This window comes from Acrocarpospora pleiomorpha (assembly GCF_009687885.1).
Classification (GTDB): Bacteria; Actinomycetota; Actinomycetes; order Streptosporangiales; family Streptosporangiaceae; genus Acrocarpospora; species Acrocarpospora pleiomorpha.
The window spans coordinates 166,586-185,760 of the sequence record NZ_BLAF01000005.1 but is presented as its reverse complement, the minus strand read 5'-3'; the positions used below and the strand labels follow the sequence as shown (position 1 = coordinate 185,760).

At 67.6% G+C, this 19,175-nt stretch carries 16 protein-coding genes; 6 read left to right on the top strand and 10 right to left on the bottom strand.

Translation table 11 applies throughout. The annotated features are described in order from the left end of the window. Window positions 1-10 precede the first annotated feature (10 nt). Both Aple_RS03710 and pyrG read right to left on the bottom strand, forming a co-directional pair. Complete coding sequence (locus Aple_RS03710; RefSeq protein WP_246264121.1) at window positions 11-616, bottom strand: NUDIX domain-containing protein; 606 nt, start codon at window positions 614-616, stop codon at window positions 11-13. Further along, window positions 616-2,283 carry a CTP synthase gene (gene pyrG / locus Aple_RS03705; RefSeq protein WP_155343018.1) on the bottom strand — a complete coding sequence of 556 codons (1,668 nt, stop codon included), beginning with the start codon at window positions 2,281-2,283 and terminating at the stop codon, window positions 616-618. Before pyrG ends, Aple_RS03710 begins: the two co-directional genes overlap by 1 nt. A 158-nt stretch (window positions 2,284-2,441) precedes the next feature. On the opposite strand from pyrG, the gene Aple_RS03700 reads away from it, so the two are divergent. Together Aple_RS03700 and Aple_RS03695 are read left to right on the top strand one after the other, a co-directional pair. Then, the gene (locus Aple_RS03700) at window positions 2,442-3,095 is read left to right on the top strand and encodes an acyltransferase (RefSeq protein ID WP_155343017.1); all 654 of its coding nucleotides are present in this window, start codon (window positions 2,442-2,444) and stop codon (window positions 3,093-3,095) included. A 63-nt stretch (window positions 3,096-3,158) separates the two neighbouring features. Further along, a complete protein-coding gene (locus Aple_RS03695; RefSeq protein ID WP_155343016.1) occupies window positions 3,159-3,767 on the top strand; it encodes a DUF4126 domain-containing protein in 609 nt (202 codons plus the stop codon). A 38-nt stretch (window positions 3,768-3,805) separates the two neighbouring features. On the opposite strand, the gene uvrB is transcribed toward Aple_RS03695, so the two are convergent. Further along, window positions 3,806-5,917 (bottom strand): excinuclease ABC subunit UvrB, encoded by a 2,112-nt coding sequence (uvrB, locus tag Aple_RS03690; protein WP_155343015.1) that lies wholly within the window; start codon window positions 5,915-5,917, stop codon window positions 3,806-3,808. Between the two features lie 158 nt (window positions 5,918-6,075). Here uvrB and Aple_RS03685 point away from each other — a divergent pair, with 158 nt between their 5' ends. The 4 genes from Aple_RS03685 (at window position 6,076) to Aple_RS03670 (ending at window position 10,211) form a co-directional block, all read left to right on the top strand. Further along, window positions 6,076-7,584, top strand: a complete 1,509-nt coding sequence (locus Aple_RS03685; RefSeq protein WP_155343014.1) for an SPFH domain-containing protein — start codon at window positions 6,076-6,078, stop codon at window positions 7,582-7,584. Next, entirely contained in the window at window positions 7,581-8,810 is a 1,230-nt protein-coding gene (locus Aple_RS03680) for an SPFH domain-containing protein (RefSeq protein ID WP_155343013.1), read from the top strand. The genes Aple_RS03685 and Aple_RS03680 overlap by 4 nt, the downstream gene beginning before the upstream one ends. A 34-nt stretch (window positions 8,811-8,844) precedes the next feature. Then, on the top strand, window positions 8,845-9,618 hold the full coding sequence (locus Aple_RS03675; RefSeq protein ID WP_155343012.1) for a sporulation protein: 774 nt from the start codon (window positions 8,845-8,847) through the stop codon (window positions 9,616-9,618). A 107-nt stretch (window positions 9,619-9,725) separates the two neighbouring features. Further along, window positions 9,726-10,211: a hypothetical protein gene (locus Aple_RS03670; protein ID WP_155343011.1), complete on the top strand. Its 486-nt coding sequence runs from the start codon at window positions 9,726-9,728 to the stop codon at window positions 10,209-10,211. Window positions 10,212-10,222: 11 nt separating this feature from the next. Here Aple_RS03670 and Aple_RS03665 read toward each other — a convergent pair whose 3' ends face one another. From Aple_RS03665 to polA, 7 genes are all read right to left on the bottom strand, one after another. Beyond that, window positions 10,223-10,510 (bottom strand): WXG100 family type VII secretion target, encoded by a 288-nt coding sequence (locus tag Aple_RS03665; RefSeq protein ID WP_155343010.1) that lies wholly within the window; start codon window positions 10,508-10,510, stop codon window positions 10,223-10,225. 8 nt (window positions 10,511-10,518) lie between these two features. Next, window positions 10,519-12,189, bottom strand: coding sequence for a hypothetical protein (locus tag Aple_RS03660; protein WP_170321270.1), 1,671 nt, complete (start codon window positions 12,187-12,189; stop codon window positions 10,519-10,521). A gap of 182 nt (window positions 12,190-12,371) precedes the next feature. After that, complete coding sequence (gene coaE, locus Aple_RS03655; RefSeq protein WP_218038107.1) at window positions 12,372-12,959, bottom strand: dephospho-CoA kinase; 588 nt, start codon at window positions 12,957-12,959, stop codon at window positions 12,372-12,374. A gap of 2 nt (window positions 12,960-12,961) precedes the next feature. Further along, window positions 12,962-13,456 carry a GNAT family N-acetyltransferase gene (locus Aple_RS03650; protein WP_155343007.1) on the bottom strand — a complete coding sequence of 165 codons (495 nt, stop codon included), beginning with the start codon at window positions 13,454-13,456 and terminating at the stop codon, window positions 12,962-12,964. Window positions 13,457-13,609: 153 nt separating this feature from the next. Beyond that, entirely contained in the window at window positions 13,610-15,076 is a 1,467-nt protein-coding gene (gene rpsA, locus Aple_RS03645; protein ID WP_155343006.1) for a 30S ribosomal protein S1, read from the bottom strand. 187 nt (window positions 15,077-15,263) lie between these two features. Continuing rightward, window positions 15,264-16,331: a polysaccharide deacetylase family protein gene (locus tag Aple_RS03640; protein WP_246264090.1), complete on the bottom strand. Its 1,068-nt coding sequence runs from the start codon at window positions 16,329-16,331 to the stop codon at window positions 15,264-15,266. A gap of 111 nt (window positions 16,332-16,442) precedes the next feature. Further along, window positions 16,443-19,124, bottom strand: a complete 2,682-nt coding sequence (polA, locus tag Aple_RS03635; RefSeq protein ID WP_155343005.1) for a DNA polymerase I — start codon at window positions 19,122-19,124, stop codon at window positions 16,443-16,445. Between the last annotated feature and the right edge of the window lie 51 nt (window positions 19,125-19,175).

Below are 19,175 nucleotides of genomic sequence, written 5' to 3'. Positions count from 1 at the left end.
CTCCCCACGGTCATGCCTCCGGCGCGTCGGCGGCCCGCAGGCCCTCGTAGTCGTCGTCGGATGCGGCGTACGCGGCGAGAATACCGGCGATGGCCGGGGAATTGTGGATCATTCCACCCAGCGCCTTCTCGACCGCTTCGTCCAGGCGTACCCACTCCACCGGCATGTCGATCTCCTCGTGCCGGCGCACGAAGGTGTTCTCGGTCGCGGGGATGGGCGTGAGGCCTCTGGCCAGGAAGATTCTGATGCGCTCGTCGCTCATCCCCGGCGAGGTGAACATGTCGACCAGGGTGTGCCAGGTGTCGGCGCGATACCCGGCCTCCTCGGCGAGTTCCCTGGCAGCGCACTCCGCCAGCGGTTCGTCCGGCTTGTCCCGCAGGCCCGCGGGCAGCTCCCAGAGCAGCTTGCGGACCGGGTGCCGGTATTGCCGCAGGAGCAGCACCCGTTCGTCCTGGATCGCCACCACGGCCACCGAGCCGGGGTGCACGACGTAGTCGCGGTCGGCGAGATCATCGCCCGGCATCCGGACGGTGTCGGTCACGACGGAGATCACCCGAGCCTCGAACCGCTGGTCGGAAGCGGTGACGGGCCATTCCTCGTGACGGTCTTCAATGATCACTTAGTCTTCGCAATCTTGGCGGTGGCCCGGCTCTCCGCGTAGCCGAGGGCCGCGCCGATGAGGCCCTTGAACAGCGGATGAGCCCGGGTGGGGCGGGAGCGGAATTCGGGGTGTGCCTGGGTGCCGATGAAGAACGGGTGGGTGTCGACGGCGAGTTCGGTGTACTCGACCAGGCGGCCGTCGGGCGAGAGGCCTGAGAACACGACGCCGACGCGTTCCAGCTGCTCGCGGTAAGTGTTGTTGACCTCGTAACGGTGCCGGTGGCGCTCGTCGGCCTTGGGTTTTCCGTACAGCTGGCGGGCGAGGGTGCCCTCGCCGAGTTTGGCGGTGTAGAGGCCGAGGCGCATGGTGCCGCCCATGTCGCGGTCGCCGGCGACGACGTCCTCCTGGTCGGGCATGGTGGAGATGACCGGGTGCTTGGCGTCGGGGTCGAACTCGGCGCTGTTGGCGCCGTCCAGGCCGGCCAGGTTGCGGGCGGCCTCGATGACCATGCCCTGCATGCCGAGGCAGAGGCCGAGCAGGGGGATCTTCTGCTCCCGGGCGTGCCGGATCGCGCCGATCTTGCCTTCGATGCCGCGCACGCCGAACCCGCCGGGCACGAGCACGCCGTCCACGCCGTCGAGCTCGCGGGCCGCACCGTCCTGCGTGGCGCAGTCGTCGCTGGTCACCCAGCGGATGTTGACCCGCGCGTCGTTGGCGAACCCTCCGGCGCGCAGCGCCTCGGTCACCGACAGGTACGCATCCGGAAGGTCGATGTACTTCCCGACCAGGGCGACGGTGACCTCTTTGGCGGGCTTGTGTACGCGGCGCAGGAGCTGGTCCCACTCCTTCCAGTCCACGTCGCGGAAGGGCAGGCCCAGGCGCCGTACCACATAGGCGTCCAGGCCCTCGGTGTGCAGGACCTTCGGGATGTCGTAGATGGAGGGGGCGTCGATGGCGGAGACCACCGCGTCCTCGTCCACGTCGCACATCAAGCTGATCTTACGCTTGAGCGAGCTGGTGATCGGCCGGTCGGAGCGGCAGACGATCGCGTCGGGCTGGATGCCGATGCTGCGCAGCGCGGCCACCGAGTGCTGGGTCGGCTTGGTCTTCAGCTCCCCGCTCGGCCCGATGTACGGCAGCAGCGACACGTGCAGGAAGAACACGTTATCGCGGCCCACCTCGTGCCGGACCTGCCGGACGGCCTCCAGGAACGGCAGCGACTCGATGTCGCCCACGGTGCCGCCCACCTCGGTGATCACCACGTCCACGCCGGGCCCGGCCATGCTCCGGATCCGGTCTTTGATCTCGTTGGTGATGTGCGGGATGACCTGCACGGTGTCGCCCAGATACTCCCCGCGCCGCTCCTTGGCGATCACGTTGGAGTAGACCTGGCCGGTGGTCACGTTGGCCGAGCCGTGCAGCTCGGTGTCGAGGAACCGTTCGTAGTGGCCGACGTCCAGATCCGTCTCCGCGCCGTCGTCGGTGACGAACACCTCGCCGTGCTGGAACGGGTTCATCGTGCCGGGGTCGACGTTGAGATACGGGTCGAGCTTCTGCATCGTGACCTTCAGGCCCCGAAGCTTGAGGAGCCGCCCCAGGCTAGAGGCCGTGAGCCCCTTGCCGAGACTTGAGGCGACGCCGCCGGTGACGAACAGATGTTTGGTGTGTACGGCGTTGCGCAAGGGGTCTCCCGTGGTCTGAAGTAGTGGCGTCGCGACTGGATCCAGACGGCAGCCATGCCCACGGGCTGTCAGGATATCAAATCCTCGCCCCGAATGGGCCACCACGTGCGCGAACCCGCTGTGGCCCCGGCTCTAACGTGAGGGTAACTTGGGCGGTTATGTCAATCCTGAGGCGGGCCGCCGGGCGTCTGGTGCACCGGGGCTGGGGCATGCTGAGAACGCTGGGGGCGGTGAGCCCGCTCAGTCCGGCGGGGTACCGGTTCCGGCACCTGGGCGAAGGGGCCTGCCTGGCGTTCCCGGTCGGCGCCATCTTCGGCGAGGAGTGGATCGAGATCGGGGCGCACACCCTGGTGGGAGAACGTGTTTCAATTTCGGCGGGGATGGGGCCGGGGGTGGATCTCGGGCCGGACCCGATCGTACGGATCGGGGGTAGCTGCTCGATCGGACGGGGGTCGCACATCGTCGGGCATCAGTCCCTCGTGATCGGGTCGCACGTGTTCACCGGGCCTTATGTGTACATCACCGATCAGAACCATGTTTATGACGATCCGGAGGTGCCGATCGGGCGGCAGTGGCCCCGGAACAATCCGGTGGAGATCGGCGACGGGTGCTGGCTGGGGGCGGGGGCGATCATCCTGCCGGGGACCCGGATCGGGCGGCAGTCGGTGGTGGCGGGCGGAGCCGTCGTACGGGGCGAGTTCCCCGACCACTGCGTGATCGCGGGCGTGCCGGCCAGAATCGTCCGCACATTCACCGAGGAGGAGGGCTGGCACGCCCCCGGGGTCATCCACATCTCCAAGACGGCCTCCTGACAATGTCCGCGATTGTGGCAACTTGGTGAGGGGTTCGGGCGTTGGCTTGGGGCAGGGGGTGTGATGTTCGCGACATTGACTGGGTTAGGGCTTTCCACGGCTGCTGGGCTCAATGCCTACATCCCGTTGATGGTGGTCGGGGTGGCGGCCAACCTCACGGATGCGGTGCGGTTGCCGCAGGGGTATGAGCGGCTGTCGAACGGGTGGGTGCTGGCGATCATCGGCGTGCTGTTGCTGGCCGAGTTCGTGCTGGACAAGGTGCCTGTCGTCGATCACGTGAACGACATCATTCAGACCGCGGTGCGGCCCGCGGCGGGCGGTGTCGTGTTCAGCGCGACTTCGGCCGCCGCGGAGCTCGACAACTCCACCTGGATGACGGAACACCCGGCGGTCGGGTGGGTACTGGGAATCGTGACCGCGCTGATCGTCCACGTGATCAAGTCCAGCGTGCGGCCGGTGGTGAACGCGAGCACCGCCGGAGTCGGCGCGCCCGTGGTCAGCACCGTGGAGGACGCGAGCTCGCTGAGCATGAGCCTGATCGCGATCTTCCTCCCGGTGCTCGTGCTCATCGCCCTGGCCGCCTTCGGCACCCTCGGCTGGCTCGCCATCCGCCGCGTACGCCGCTACAAAGCCACCCGCCGCGCCCGCACCGCCCAACGCGGATCAGCCTGATCACCACCATCCCCACATGACCGCGAGCCAGAACGCCCCTAACTGACGCCTGCTGTGCGCATGTCGCGGACTTCGCGTTTGAGTTCCTTGATTTCGTCGCGGAGGCGGGCGGCGACCTCGAACTGGAGGTCGGCGGCGGCGGAGTGCATCTGGGCGGTCAGGGATTCGACCAGGGACTCCAGCTGGGCTCGGGGCATCTCGCCGACGATGGCCTTGGCGTGCTGGCCGGTCTGGCGGGAGGACAGGCCCGGGACGGGGGCCTTGCCGCGGGACTGCTGGCGGCCGCCGCCACCGAGGAGTTCGGCGGTGTCGGCGTCCTCGCGGTTGAGCGAGTCCAGGATGTCGGCGATCTTCTTGCGGAGCGGGGTCGGGTCGATGCCGTTGGCCTCGTTGTAGGCGACCTGCTTGGCCCGGCGGCGGTTGGTCTCGTCGATGGCCGATTCCATGCTCGGGGTGATCCGGTCGGCATACATGTGCACCTGGCCGGAGACGTTCCGGGCGGCGCGGCCGATGGTCTGGATGAGCGAGGTGCCGGAGCGCAGGAAGCCCTCCTTGTCCGCGTCCAGGATCGCCACCAGGGACACCTCGGGCAGGTCGAGGCCCTCCCGGAGCAGGTTGATGCCGACGAGCACGTCGAACTCGCCGGAGCGCAGCTCGCGCAGGAGCTCGATCCGGCGCAGGGTGTCGACCTCGCTGTGCAGGTAACGCACCCGGATGCCGTTCTCCAGCAGGTAGTCGGTCAGGTCCTCGGACATCTTCTTGGTCAGCGTGGTGACCAGAACCCGCTCGTCCTTGTCGGCCCTGGTCCTGATCTCCTCCATCAGATCGTCGATCTGGCCCTTGGTGGGCTTGATGACGATCTCCGGGTCGACCAGCCCGGTCGGCCGGATGACCTGCTCCACCACGTCGCCGCCGGACCGGCCCAGCTCGAACGGGCCGGGGGTGGCCGACAGGTAGACGGTCTGCCCGATCCGCTCCAGGAATTCCTCCCACTTGAGCGGCCGGTTGTCCATCGCCGACGGCAGCCGGAACCCGTGCTCGACCAGGGTGCGCTTGCGGGACGCGTCCCCCTCGTACATCGCGCCGATCTGGGGCACGGTCTGGTGGGACTCGTCCAGCACGAGCAGGAAATCCTCGGGGAAGTAGTCCAGCAGCGTGTTCGGCGCGGACCCGCGCTCCCGGCCGTCGATGTGCAGCGAGTAGTTCTCGATCCCGGCGCAGGTGCCGACCTGGCGCATCATCTCGATGTCATACGTCGTGCGCATCCGCAGCCGCTGCGCCTCCAGCAGCTTGCCCTGCTGCTCCAGCGTGGCCAGGCATTCGGCCAGCTCCGCCTCGATCCCGTTGATCGCCCGCTCCATCCGCTCCGGGCCCGCCACGTAGTGCGACGCCGGGAAGATGTAGAGCTCCTGATCCTCGGTCACCACCTCGCCGGTCAGCGGATGCAGGGTGGCCAGCTTCTCGATCTCGTCGCCGAACATCTCGATCCGGACGGCGAGCTCCTCATACATCGGGATGATCTCGATGGTGTCGCCGCGCACGCGGAAGGTGCCCCGGGTGAAGGCGAGATCGTTTCGCGCGTACTGCATGTCGACCAGGCGCCGCAGCAGCCGGTCGCGCTCGATCTCCTGCCCCACTTTCAGGCGGAGCATCCGGTCCACATATTCCTGCGGCGTGCCAAGACCGTAGATACAGGACACCGAGGCCACCACGATCGTGTCACGGCGGGTCAGCAGCGAGTTGGTGGCCGAGTGGCGCAGCCGCTCGACCTCCTCGTTGATCGAGGAGTCCTTCTCGATGTAGGTGTCGCTCTGCGGGACGTAAGCCTCAGGCTGGTAGTAGTCGTAGTAGGAGACGAAGTATTCGACCGCGTTGTTGGGCAGCATCTCGCGCAGCTCGTTGGCGAACTGGGCGGCCAGCGTCTTGTTGGGCTGCATGACCAGAGCGGGCCGCTGCAGCCGCTCGATCAGCCAGGCGACGGTCGCGGTCTTGCCCGTGCCGGTAGCGCCCAGCAGCACGTTGTCCTTGCTGTCCGCCCTGACCCGGCGCTCCAGCTCCGCGATCGCGGCCGGCTGGTCGCCGGACGGCTTCATCTCCGTGATCACCTCGAAAGGCGCCACCTTGCGCTGCAAATCTGTAACCGGCCTCACGCTTCCATAACCTACGCGCCCCCACCGACATTTCCGCAGCCGCTGTTGACGGCCGATCCCCGGATCGGCGGCAAGCTTTGCAAGCGATCATCAAGTCTGTCCCGATACGGTCCGAAAACATCTGAATTTCAAGGTCGGGCAAAAGATTGAGGAGCGTGATGTCGAGTCCCTATCAGGGCACCGCCCAGAAGGTCATGGAGGTGGCGCAGACGGTCGCGGCGGGCGGTGATCCGCGGCAAACCGTGCTGGCGGCGGTCGGCGACTACGCCGAATCGTCCGCGTTCCGCCTCGATCCGCGTGACTTCCTCGACGCCCGCCTGGAGAACGTCGCCGCGGGCACCTCCCTCGAAGCCCGCAGCGCCCAGCTGACCGAGGCCAACGAGATCGTCAACCGCAGCTTCGAGGGCCAGGCCCCCGGCGGCGGCGCGACGCACGTGATCTCCCCCGTCGTCATTCCCAAATCCGGCACCGGCTGGCTGGTGTTCCAGCTATTCGGGTTGGCCGGGCTGGCCGCGATCGGTCTCGGCGGGGTCGGCCTGTCCGGGCTCGGCCTCGACCTGGACGGCGTGTTCGGCCCGCACTACTGGGCCGTGCTCGCGCTGGCGGCGCTGTTCCTGTGGTGGCGGCGCAGCGTGGTCATGGTCCCGGAGGGCTGCCGGGCGCTGATCACCAAGTTCGGCAAGCTCGTCCAGGTCGCGGAACCCGGCCGGGTGACCCTGTTCAGCCCGTGGAAGCGGGTCAGCTACATCGTCAACACGACCAGGGAATACCCCTTCAACGCGCCCATCAGGGAAGCGCCCACCCAGCAGGGTGTCAAAGCCTCGGTAGATCTGTTCCTGCAGTTCCGGATCGAGGACCCCGCCGAGTTCATCTTCGTGCTCGGCTCGGTCGGCGGCTTCCAGTCCAAGCTGCAGAACGCGATCAGCGAGGTCACCCGCAGCCTGATCTACTCCCAGCGGGCCGAGGACATCTACGATCTGGTCGGCGAGAGCACCCAGGGCATGCTGGACAACCTCAACCAGCAGTTCCTGCCCGCCGTACGGATGACCGACGTCAACATCACCCACGCCGAGCCGTCCAGCCAGGAATACCGCATGGACCTGGCCGCCCCCGAGATGGTCCGGGTGGCGAAGGAGGCCTACACCTACGAGTACGAGCTCCAGCTGCGCAAGGAACAGAACGAGGGCGACCTCACCAGGGAACTGGCCGCGCTCCACGAGACCCTCTCCGGCATCCAGGCCGAGATCGCCACGTACCAGGCCCAGATGGACACCGCGCTGGAACGCGAGTCGCACCGGGCGACGGCGCAGGCGCGGCAGCGCCTGATCGAGGCGGAGAGCACCGCCAAGGCCACCGCGGCCCTGCTGGAGGCGCAGGCGCTCGACATCCGGGCGCTGAGCAGCGCCGAGGCACCCGAGATCCTCGACTACCGCTACCAGCAGGACGTGCTGGACAAGCTGGAGTCGGTGGCCGCGCGGCTGCCGCAGGTCGTGCAGGTCGGCGACGCCCAGGAGATCAACTTCCTGGCGCTCGCCGGGGAGCTGGTCGGCACCGGCGAGGCCCCCCTGTTCACCGACGCCGACATGACCGACATTCAGGCCAGACTCGGCGCCATCCAGGCACGCGTGGACGGCCGGCAGGCCGAGATCGAAGGGCTGAAGCGATGAGCCGCGAATCCTCCAAGATCAAGGAATCGCTGGCGTCCTGGTCGGACATCCGGCAACTGCTGCGCGGCGGCGAGCGCGGGCAGCTGGTGCCGGTGGTGATCCCGAAGGACCGGCGCGGGTACGCCTGGGTGGGGCTGCTCCTGCTCGCCCTGTATCTGGCCGGCACGGCCGTCATGAGCGGCGAAACCCTGCGCCCGCTGGCCGCGGTCGCCGCGCTCGTGGTCCTGCTGGCCGCCGTGGTGTGGCTGTGGCGGCGGGCCATCATCGAGATCGAGGAAGGCACCACCGGCGTACGCAGCCGCTGGGGCGCGATCTCCGGCAACCTCCCGCCGGGTCGCCACTACCTGTGGCTGCCGTGGGACCGGGTCGACGCGGTCGTGGACACCTCCACCGAGATTCCGTACACGGCGCCCATCATCGCCTGCCCGACGGCCGAGAACGTGCCGCTGAAGTCGATCGAGTTCTTCCTCAAGTTCCGGATCGTCGATCCGGTCGCGTTCGTCCGGACGATCGGGGCGGGCAACTTCGACCTGGTGCTCAGCAGCGCCGTACAGGACGCGATCCGGCAGCGGTCCCGGCGGGTCACCACCGAGCGCGCCTACGACCTGCGCGGGTCCGACGTGGGCGACATGCAGGAGTCCCTCAACCGCCAGCTCGGGCGGTACGGCGTGCGGGTCACCGGGGCGAACATCCCCGACGTGCAGCTTCCCGACACCTACCAGCAGCATCTGGCCACGCGGGAGAAAGTGGCCAAGGAACTCTCGGCGTACGAGCGGGAATGGGAACTCACCAGGAAGCGGCGGATCGACACGCTGCTGATGGAGATCGAGCGGGCCAAGAAGACCCGCGACGCCCGGCTCGTCGAGGTCAAAGCGGCGCAGAACACCGCGCGCAAGGATGTCGCCCGGATGCTCGAAGAGCAGGAGACCGAAGCCCAGCGGGTGCGCTGGGAGATCGAGGCGCGCGGGCGGGCCGAACTGACCGCCGCCGAGAACGAGGCCACGGCGCTCCGGCGGCTGGCCGACTCCTACCGGGACAACAGGGCCGTCCTGCGCTACGAACTCGCCCGGCGGCGGCTCGACGTCGGTGCCAAACTAGCGGAGAACGCGCCGACGCCGCTCGTCATCCGCACCTCGGAAGGCGGCGACCCGGCGTCGGCACTCCTGCTCGCCCAGCTACTTCCCCGGCTCGGGCTGGGGAACCCCCCGGCCGGACCGGCCGTTTAAACAATCCGAAGTCCCCCTTCAAGGAGCCTCAGAAATGGTCTTCCGCAAGCTCATGGCCGCGTTCGGCGCCGGCGTCGAGGTCGACACCGTCCTGCAGTCCTCCACCGTCCGGCCGGGTGAGACCCTCGTCGGCACCGTCAACTTCCGCGGCGGCGCCAGCGACTACAAGGTCGAAGGCATCTTCATCGACTTCACCGCGGTGGTCGAGGTCGAGAGCGGCGACAGCGAATACAAGCAGACCCACAGCTTCCTCCGCCAGCAGGTCGCCGGCCCCTTCCACCTCCAGCCGAACGCGGCGCACGCGCAGCCGTTCCAGATCCCGGTGCCGTGGGAGACGCCGATCAGCGCCATCGGCGGCCACCCGCTGCGCGGCATGACGCTCGGCGTCGCCACCGAGCTCTCGCTGGCCGGAGCCCTCGACAAGGGCGACCTCGACCCGCTGTTCGTCAACCCGCTGCCGATCCAGGAACACCTGATCACCGCGCTGGACCGGATGGGCTTCCGCTTCAGCAAGGCCGACCTGGAGCGCGGCACCCTGCAGGGCTCCCACATGCCGTTCTACCAGGAGATCGAGTACTACGCCGGCCCCCAGTGGAGCCGCCACTTCCAGGCCCTGGAACTGACCTTCATCACCGGCCCGCACTCCATGGACGTCATCCTCGAAGCCGACAAGCGCGGCGGCTTCATCTCCTCCGGCCACGACGTCTACAACCGCTTCACCGTCCCCCTCAACGGCAACCCCGCCGCCGCCGAACAGGCCCTCGCCGCCGGCCTCCAGTCCATGGCCCAACGCCGCGGCTGGTTCTAACGTCTTTCCGGGTACGGCTCCCGCGTGATCGCTCGCGGGGGCCGTTGCCTATATCCGGTTCAAGGAACTCCGCAAGCCAATACGGCGATTCGGGTAGCCTCCGGACTGTGCCGCTAGCCTCCCGCATCGCCGCCGCAGGAATCTGTTTCGCCACGCTCATCGGGTGCACGTCGGAACCGCCACAGCCGACATTCGCGGAGGCGATCCGGAATCTGGTGGGCGACGGCGAAAAGTTGCTCGTAGCCAATATGGTCTCGCGGGTGGGACAGTTCCAGGTATCCGAAAAGGCCGACAAGGATTCGGAGACGGCCTGCGTCCCGGGCTCGAAGCAGCGTTTCTTCCGCGCATCCGGGAACTTCCTGCCAGGAGGGCCCAAGGATCCTGGCACCGCGGTAGGAGCAGCGCATGGCGAACTGCTCGTGATGAACTACGACCGTCTCGTCGATGAGCTCGATTTCAGGGACGACAACCTTTCGGTGATTGTTATGAACAAGCCCGACTCCGCGGTGACCTTCATCGTCGCGGCACGGACCACTGAGCCGAATATTCTGATCGTCGGCAAGACCGACTGCTTCAAGGCAGCAGAAGAATGACGGCTGACCGGTCACGAAGCGGGCAGCATGACCGCAGCGCGGAGTTGTTCGGCGCTTCGTCGCAGAGTCCGCGCGGTCAACGTGCAACTCTCGGCGAGTTCGACTATTCCCCTGTCGAGTTGACGCGCCGTGTCCACGAACCTGTCCGCAGCGTCTCCGGTCCAATAACCCCTGCTGCCGCCGGACGCCACCGGCACACCTTTGAACACGGCCTCAAGCTCCCCCGCATAGCTCTCGAAAACCCTGGCCAGGACCTCCTTCGCCGCCGCTTCCAGAAGAATCCGATGTGGATTGTCCACCACGGTTCCTATCCCCCTCGGGCCTGGAGGGCCTTTACCAGCGCAGGATAAAGGCGGCCTCGGAATGCCTGCCGTAGCTGTTCCTTGTCCTCCTCGGTCAACCGTTCTTGTCCGTGCTCTTGCAGAGAGAGCTGCACCTGGTTCACTTCGAAGTCGACGATCCTGTTGGCGACGACGTCGGCCGTTTCCGGGGTCAGCTCGTCGAGCCGGCCCTTGAGTAGATCCGCCAGTCCGTCCTTGGCCTCGGCCGTCCTATAGTCGATCATGGTGCTGGCGAGCGGCCCCGCTGCCTTTGTCAGTCGGGCGATGGTGTAGTTAACCGGCAGGAGAGCAGCCTCGCTCACCATGTCGATGAACTCGTCGTCGTTATATTCGGCGTATGTAGAACCTCCCATCAGCAAATTCGACAGACCGCCAGCCTGAGCGCTGAGCCGGGTGTACTCGGCGCGTACTGACGGATCGGAGCTGAACGGGTGGGCCTGGCCTATATCCAGCCCGCGGACATATGCCTGGAAGTCGGCCTGCAGACTCTTGGCCGTGGCGGGATCCTGCATGAGCGCACCCACGAAACGGCCGGCGACATCCTCATGTAGAGCCTTCCACGGACCGGTCGGCGTCAGGCCCAGCCCTGGAGAGTCAGCGTGGACCTGGCCAAGAGCCAGCTCGCCCAGGTACGGCGTCAGATTCTTGGCCAGCGCGGCGTTGACCGCCGAATTCTCGAACGTCTGGTAGTGACCGGACAGTTCCTGAGAACCGTCGTATCCCACTGCGTCGATCACGTTGATCCAGGCCCTCTCCCGCGTCGCCGCAGAGCCTGTGTGCGGATCGAGGGCCCGTCCCAGGACATCGGCGAGCAGTTCGTCGAAGTCGGCGGTTCCGGTGCCCTTGACCAGATCCGGGCGGAGCAGTTGCCCGGCGACATCCCTGTGCTCGGCCAGGAGCCGCTGTAGCGCCGCGGGGTTGCCGGTGAAGGCGCCGATCACGTGGACGGTGTTCCAGTCGGGATCCGGGGAACTGGGCGCGAACCCCGCGGTAGGTGAGGTGAACTGGCGGACGGCGACCTCCTTGAGAAAGGCTTCGGAGGGGCGGGACAAGGCCACCATCGCCGACAGGGTCGCCGGCGCGGCGCGGGTCAGCACATCCTTCCGCCATTGCGGGGGCAGCCGGCCAGAGTCTTCCGCGACGGCGAACGCCTGCGCTAGCGCTCCCAGTGACGGCTGCGCCTTGCCCAGCAGCTCGAACGTCAGGCCGCGGCGCGGGCCGCCGTTGTGCATCGTCATCCACTGCCCGAAGATTGTCCGCACCTGCTCGGGCCCGCCCAGCTTCGCCAGCAACGCCCATGCGTACGCCGGGTCGAGCGCCGCCGACCCGGTCCTCTTCATAGCCTCCTCCACATCTGCCCAGGACCGCTGTGTTCCCTCGGCCAGATGGGCGGCGAGCGCGTCGGACAGCGCCGCCCCGGCTGCGCTTCCCTGGGTGGCCGCCTGTTCCTGGCTGGCGAACGGCACCCGCACCGTTGTCAGCGCGGGCGAATCTTGCGGCAAGACCTGGCTGAGCACGTCCAGCCGCCACCGCAGATCCGCCTGTGAATCATGAAAGAACGCCCACGCCCGGTGCATCGCCGTCACCCCGCCCGCACCGGCCCAATCCGCCCCCGCCTCGGCGATCGCGGCTTCCAACCCCGGCCGTATCCCCGCCAGCACGCTCTTCCCCGACTCCAGCCGCCGGATCAGCGCGTGCACTCCGGCTGGGTCCATCCCCATGAACTCGGCCATAGCGCCTCCCTAAGGCAAGGCTAATCAGCCAGGCCTTGGTGGTATGCCAGACCAACAACATGGAGTCTCAGGTACACAAAGCGTTGCTATAGGGCTACATGAATGAGTTCGTGCCAGAGTTCGGCTACCTGGGCGTCCAGGGCGGACAGGGGGCCGTTGTTGTCGATGATGATGTCGGCGATGGCGAGGCGGGCTTCGCGGGTGGATTGGGCGGCGATTCTGGCCTGGGCGTCTTCGGGGGTCATGCCGCGGATTGTGGTGAGGCGGGTGAGGCGGGTGGTGTCGTCGGCGTCTACGACGATGACTTTGTCGTACATGGAGGCGAGGTTGTTCTCGGCCAGGAGGGGGACGTCGTAGACGACGATGGCGTCCTCGGGAGCGGTGTGCTGGAGTTCGGCGACGCGGGCGCCGACTTTGGGGTGGACGATGGCGTTGAGGGCTTTGAGGCGGTCTGGGTCGGTGAAGACGATGCGGCCTAGGGCTTCGCGGTTCAGGGTGCCGTCGGGGCGGAGGATGGTGTCGCCGAAGGTGGCGGTGATCTCGGCGAGGCCGGGGGTGCCCGGTTCCACGACCTCGCGGGCGATGAGGTCGGCGTCGATGACAAGGGCGCCCCTGGCGGCCAGGCGCTTGGCGACCTCGCTCTTGCCTGAGCCGATGCCGCCGGTTAGTCCGATCTTCACGACGGCAGCTTAGCCGGGCGGCGTAGATGCACCAGGGTCAGGTGGTCCTGGAGGCGCTCCCGGTGCGTCTCCCGGTAGCCCTGCCGCCGGTAGAGGCGCAAGTTACCGCCGGAGAGGTGGCCGGTGAACAGGTCGAAGGCGTGCACGTCGGGGTGCTCGGCCAGGACGGCATCGTGGACGGCGGACAGGAGTGCCGTGCCGATGCCCTGGCCCTGGCGATCGGGGGCGACGACCAGCCGCCCGACGACGCAGGTGCGCCCCTGCTCCCCCGGCTCGGCCACCCGGCCGCGCACCGCGCCGACGATCCGGCCGCCGTCCCGTGCGGCGAGAACGACGGAGGTCTCCACCACCTTGCGGAGCTGTTCCAGGGACTCCACTAGCGGGGCGATGAACGGATCCCCATAGAGCTGGGCCTCGCTCACGTAGGCGGCACGCTGCAGGGTGAGGATCTCCCCCGCGTCCCCGGGCGAGGCCCGCTGAATGTCCGGCACGCGCGCCACCCTATCGGCAAGCCTGGCGCGGCTGTCCCACCGGAACAGATGCTGGCGGCTTTACAAAGTAGATCAAACCCCAGCAACGCTATGAGCGTCCGCGGAAACGGAAAAGCCCCGCCGAAGCGGGGCTTTTCGTAGGTGAAGCGGTGATCAGCTCTGGCCGCCGGCGAGCTTCTCGCGGAGGGCGGCGAGGGCCTCGTCGGAGGCGAGGGCGCCGCCGGTTGAGGCCGCCGGAGCCGGGGTCTCGCCGGAGTAGCTGGAGGGAGCGGCTTCGCTCGCCTCGGCCTCCTCGGCGCGGGCCTTCTCGACCTGGGTCTTGTGGGCCTCGAAGCGAGCCTGGGCCTCGGCATACTGCCGCTCCCACTCCTCGCGCTGCTTGTCGAAGCCTTCCAGCCACTCGCCGGTCTCGGCGTCGAAGCCCTCGGGGTAGATGTAGTTGCCCTGGTCGTCGTAGGTCGCCGCCATGCCGTACAGCGTGGGGTCGAACTCGACGTCCACACCGGCGCCCTCGTTGGCCTGCTTGAGCGACAGGCTGATGCGGCGACGGTCGAGGTCGATGTCGATGATCTTCACGAAGATCTCGTCGCCGACCTGGACGACCTGCTCGGGGATCTCGACGTGGCGCTCGGCCAGCTCGGAGATGTGGACCAGGCCCTCGATGCCCTCCTCGACGCGGACGAACGCGCCGAACGGCACCAGCTTGGTGACCCGGCCGGGCACGACCTGCCCGATCTGGTGGGTGCGCGCGAACTGCTGCCACGGGTCTTCCTGCGTCGCCTTGAGCGAGAGGGAGACGCGCTCGCGCTCCATGTCCACGTCGAGCACCTCGACGGTGACCTCCTGGCCGACCTCGACGACCTCGGACGGGTGGTCGATGTGCTTCCAGGACAGCTCGGAGACGTGCACGAGTCCGTCGACGCCGCCGAGGTCCACGAAGGCGCCGAAGTTGACGATCGAGGAGACGACGCCCTTGCGGACCTGACCCTTCTGCAGGGTGTTGAGGAAGGTCTGGCGCACCTCGGACTGGGTCTGCTCGAGCCAGGCGCGGCGGGAGAGAACCACGTTGTTGCGGTTCTTGTCCAGCTCTATGATCTTCGCTTCGAGCTCGCGTCCCACATACGGCTGGAGGTCGCGCACGCGGCGCATCTCCACCAGCGACGCCGGGAGGAAGCCGCGCAGGCCGATGTCGAGGATGAGACCACCCTTGACGACCTCGATGACCGTGCCCGTGACGATGCCGTCCTCGTCCTTGATCTTCTCGATCGTGCCCCAGGCGCGCTCGTACTGCGCACGCTTCTTGGACAGGATCAGACGGCCTTCCTTGTCCTCCTTCTGGAGGACAAGGGCCTCGACGTGCTCGCCCACGGCGACGACGTCGGCGGGGTCGACGTCGTGCTTGATGGAGAGCTCACGCGAGGGGATGACACCCTCGGTCTTGTAACCGATGTCGAGCAAGACCTCGTCTCGATCGACCTTGACGACGGTGCCTTCAACGATGTCTCCGTCGTTGAAGTACTTGATGGTCTCGTCGATCGCGGCGAGGAAGGCCTCCTCGGAACCGATGTCGTTGACCGCTACCTGCGGGGTGCTCGAGGTGGCCTCAGTGCTGCTCGTCATGTGTGGAATTGCTCCGAACCGGACAGATGTCGTTGTGACCGAAGCGCGGCAGGCCCTGTTTCGTTCAAACCGAGGAAGGGATGAGCGAGCGCGAGCCCGCTCCCTTGAGGCGCGCGCGAGCCCACAGCGCAGCGATCAGCATATGAGACCTGACGGTTCTGGTCAATCGGAGGGGCACACGAGTCCCTTAGTACTCGATGACCCTTTTAAGCCGCTTTGAACCTATATCACCATGGCGTTGCTTTGGAAGAGAGAGGCTATCGGGATCTCCGTCGGCCGTGTAGAGCTCGCCTGGGTGCTTCTTGAACCATTCCAGCCAGTACGTCGAGCACCACTTGCGGCAGTCCCCCGCCGTCCCGTTGGACTGGATGCGCTGGATGGCCCGCCGGTCGAAGCGCTCGTCGAACGGCGACACCGAAGGCTCGGCGCCCGCCAGGAAAACCCCGTCGAAATGGTACGACGTCCCGTCCCAGCTCCCCTTCGTGGCCAGGCTCCGCTTCCTCGGCTGGGACCCGAACGGCAGCGCGAAGGTGGTCGAGGAGGTCACGCCGAGCTTCTTGAGCAGCCGATCCTCCTGGACGATCTGCTCGCTGACCTGCTTGTTCGTGAGCCGGCGCAGGTCCGGGTGGCCGTAGGTGTGGTTGGCCACCTCGAAGCCGTGCTCCAGCAGCCAGCGCACCCCCGCCGCCTGCCCGGCCTCGTCTTTCAGCCCGAACGGCTCGCGGTTGACCCAGAACGTGGCGACCGGCCGGAAGGCCGGATATTTGGCCGCCACCTCGAAGATGATCCCGACCGCGGTGTCCTTTTTCGGCAGACCCGCCGCGTCCAGCGCGAAATGCGTGGGATTGCCGTCATCGAAGGTCAGCACCACCGGATGGGTTCCCGCCGGGATGTCGATGGCGCCCGCCACGAACTCGGCCGCGGTGATCGGCACGAACCCGCGGGTGGCCAGCTTTTCCAGCTCGCTCTTGAGCTGCGCGGGAGTTCGGTCAATGGACGCCAAACGTTTCTTCAGAATTCGGTGATACATGAGCACCGGCACCTTGCCGAGCTCGTTGGCCTTGACCTTCCTGGCCGACTCGACGGTCGCCGCCACGGGAGGCGGCAGCGTCGGCTGCGGTAATCGGGGCGCCGCCTGGACCTTGCCCTGGCCCGTGCTCTCGTCGTCGGCCGAGGGCAGCACCGCGAGGGCGACCAGAGCGGTCGCCACGACGAGCACGTTGGCGACGGCGGTCACCCCAGCAAGCTTGCGCACAGTCAGACGACCTTAGCGCCCGTCCCGGGCGCGCGGTATCAATCCCGGCCATCACACGTGATAACCCGAAAACAGACGGACGATCTCACGGCCAACGAACCGATCCCCCGGTTAATGGCCGGCGTCCTCCCAGGTGGTTCCGACCCCGACCGAGACCTCCAGCGGCACCCGCAGCTCATACGCCCCGCGCATCTGGCCGACCACGACCTCCCGCAGCGCCTCCAGCTCGCCCGGCGCGACCTCGAACACGAGCTCGTCGTGGACCTGCAGCAACATGCGGGAGCGCATGCCCGCGATGGCACGCTGCACGTTGAGCATCGCGACCTTGATGATGTCGGCCGCGGAGCCCTGGATCGGGGCGTTGAGCGCCATCCGCTCGGCCATCTCCCGGCGCTGGCGGTTGTCGCTGGTCAGATCGGGCAGGTAGCGGCGGCGGCCGAGGATGGTCTCGGTGTAGCCGTCCTTGCGGGCTTGGGCGACGATGGCCTCCAGGTAGTCCCGGATGCCGCCGAACTCCTCGAAGTAGCCGTCCTTGAGCGCGCGCGCCTCGGCGACCGGGATGTTCAGCTGGCCGGAGAGCCCGAAGTCGGACAGCCCGTAGGCCAGGCCGTAGTTCATCGCCTTGATCTTGGCGCGCATCTCGCCGGTGACGAGCTCCGGGCCGACGTCGAAGACCTTGGCGGCGGTGGCCATGTGGAAGTCGTGGCCGGACTCGAACGCCTCGATCAGCGACGCGTCGCCGGACATGTCGGCCATGATGCGCAGCTCGATCTGGCTGTAGTCGGCGGTGAGCAGCGTCTCGTAGCCCGCGCCGACGACGAAGCCCTTGCGGATCCGGCGGCCCTCGGCGGTCCTGATCGGGATGTTCTGCAGGTTGGGCTTCTCGCTGGACAGCCGCCCGGTGGCGGCCACGATCTGGTTGAAGGTGGTGTGGATGCGGCCGTCGTCGCCGATCTCCTTGATCAGGCCCTCCACCGTGGTGCGCAGCTTCTGCTGGTCCCGGTGCCTGAGCATGATCGTCGGAAGCTCGTGCTCGGTCTGCGCGGCCAGCCAGACCAGCGCGTCGGCGTCGGTGGTGTAGCCGGTCTTGGTCTTCTTCGTCTTCGGCAGGTTGAGCTTGACGAACAGGATCTCCTGGAGCTGCTTGGGCGAGCCCAGGTTGAACTGCTCCCCCACCGAGTCGTGCGCGGCCTCGGTGGCCTGCTTGACGGCGGCGGCGAACTCGGCTTCCAGCGCCGCGAAGTATTCCCGGTCGGCCGCGATGCCGGCCTGCTCCACCTCGGCCAGCACCCGGACCAGCGGCAGCTCCACGTCGGTCACCAGGCGGGTGCCGCCGCGTTCGGACAGGAAATCCTCCAGCGCGATGGCCAGGTCGCGGACGGCCAGCGCGCGGGTGCCCAGCTCCTTGGCGGCGGTGTCGTCCTCCTCGAACAGGCTGGTCTGGCCGTTGCCGTCGCTCTCGGCCTTCAGCTCGCGGTGGAGGTAACGCCGGACCAGGTCGTCCAGCGGGAAGGTCCGCTGGCCCGGCAGCGCCAGGTAGGCCGCGAGCGCCGTGTCACAGGTCAGCCCGCGCAGGTCCAGCCCGTGCGCCCACAGGGCCAGCAGGGGCCCCTTGGCGTCGTGCACGGTCTTGGGCTTGCTGTCGTCGGCCAGCCAGGCCCCCAGGGCCTTCTCGTCCTCAGGAGTGAGCTGGGTGGGGTCCAGGTAGGCCGCGGAGTCGTCGGGGGAGGCGATCGCGATGCCGTCCAGGCGGCCGGTGCCGCTCCCATACGCCCCGCGGAAGGCGAGCCCGGCGCGGCCCTCGGGGAGGGCGGCCAGCCAGGCGGCGACTTCTCCGGGGGCGAGCGTGGTGACCTCGACCTCGACCGCGCCTTCGACCTCCGACTCGGCGGTCCCCAGGGTCTTGAACAGGCGCTCGCGCAGCTCGCCCCGGATCTGCAGCGAGTCCAGCAGCTCGTTGATCTTCTCGCGGTCCCACTGGCCCATGGTCAGCTCGGCGGGGCGCACGTCCAGGGCCACGTCGCGCTTGAGCTCGGTCAGCATCCGGTTGTGGATCACCTGGCCGAGGTGTTCCCTGAGCATGCCGCCGACCTTGCCCTTGACCTCGTCGGCCCGCCGGACCAGCTCCTCCAGCGAGCCGTAGTCGACGATCCACTTGATCGCGGTCTTCTCGCCCACGCCGGGGATGTTGGGCAGGTTGTCGCTGGGGTCGCCGCGCAGGGCCGCGAAGTCCGGATACTGCTGCGGGCTCAGCCCATACTTCTCCCGGACGGCCTCGGGGGTGAAGCGGGTCATGTCGCTGATGCCGCGACGGGTCATCAGCACCGTGATCCGGTCGTTGACCAGCTGGAGCGCGTCCCGGTCACCGGTGACGATGAGCACGTCCATGCCTTCGGCATCGGCCTGGGTGGCCAGCGTGGCGATCAGGTCGTCGGCCTCGAAGCCGGCCAGCGACAGGCGCGGGACGCGCAGCGCGTCGAGCAGCTCGAAGATCAGCTGGACCTGGCCGCGGAAGTCCTCGGGGGTCTCGGAGCGGTTCGCCTTGTAGTCGGCGAACGCCTCGTGCCGGAACGTGGGCTCGCTGCGGTCGAAGCAGACCACGATGTGCGTCGGCGTCTCGTCGCGCAGGATGTTGGTCAACATGGACGTGAAGCCATACACCGCCTCGGTGTGCTGGCCGTCGGTCGTCATGAGGTTGGCGTCCTTCAGCGCGTAGAACGCCCGGTAGGCCAGCGAGTGCCCGTCTAGGAGCAGGAGGCGGGGACGCGTGGGGGTGGCTTCGTTCTTCGGCACACCCGCAGCCTAGTCTGCCCCTACGACAGAAAACCTCCGGAAGGAAGAGCC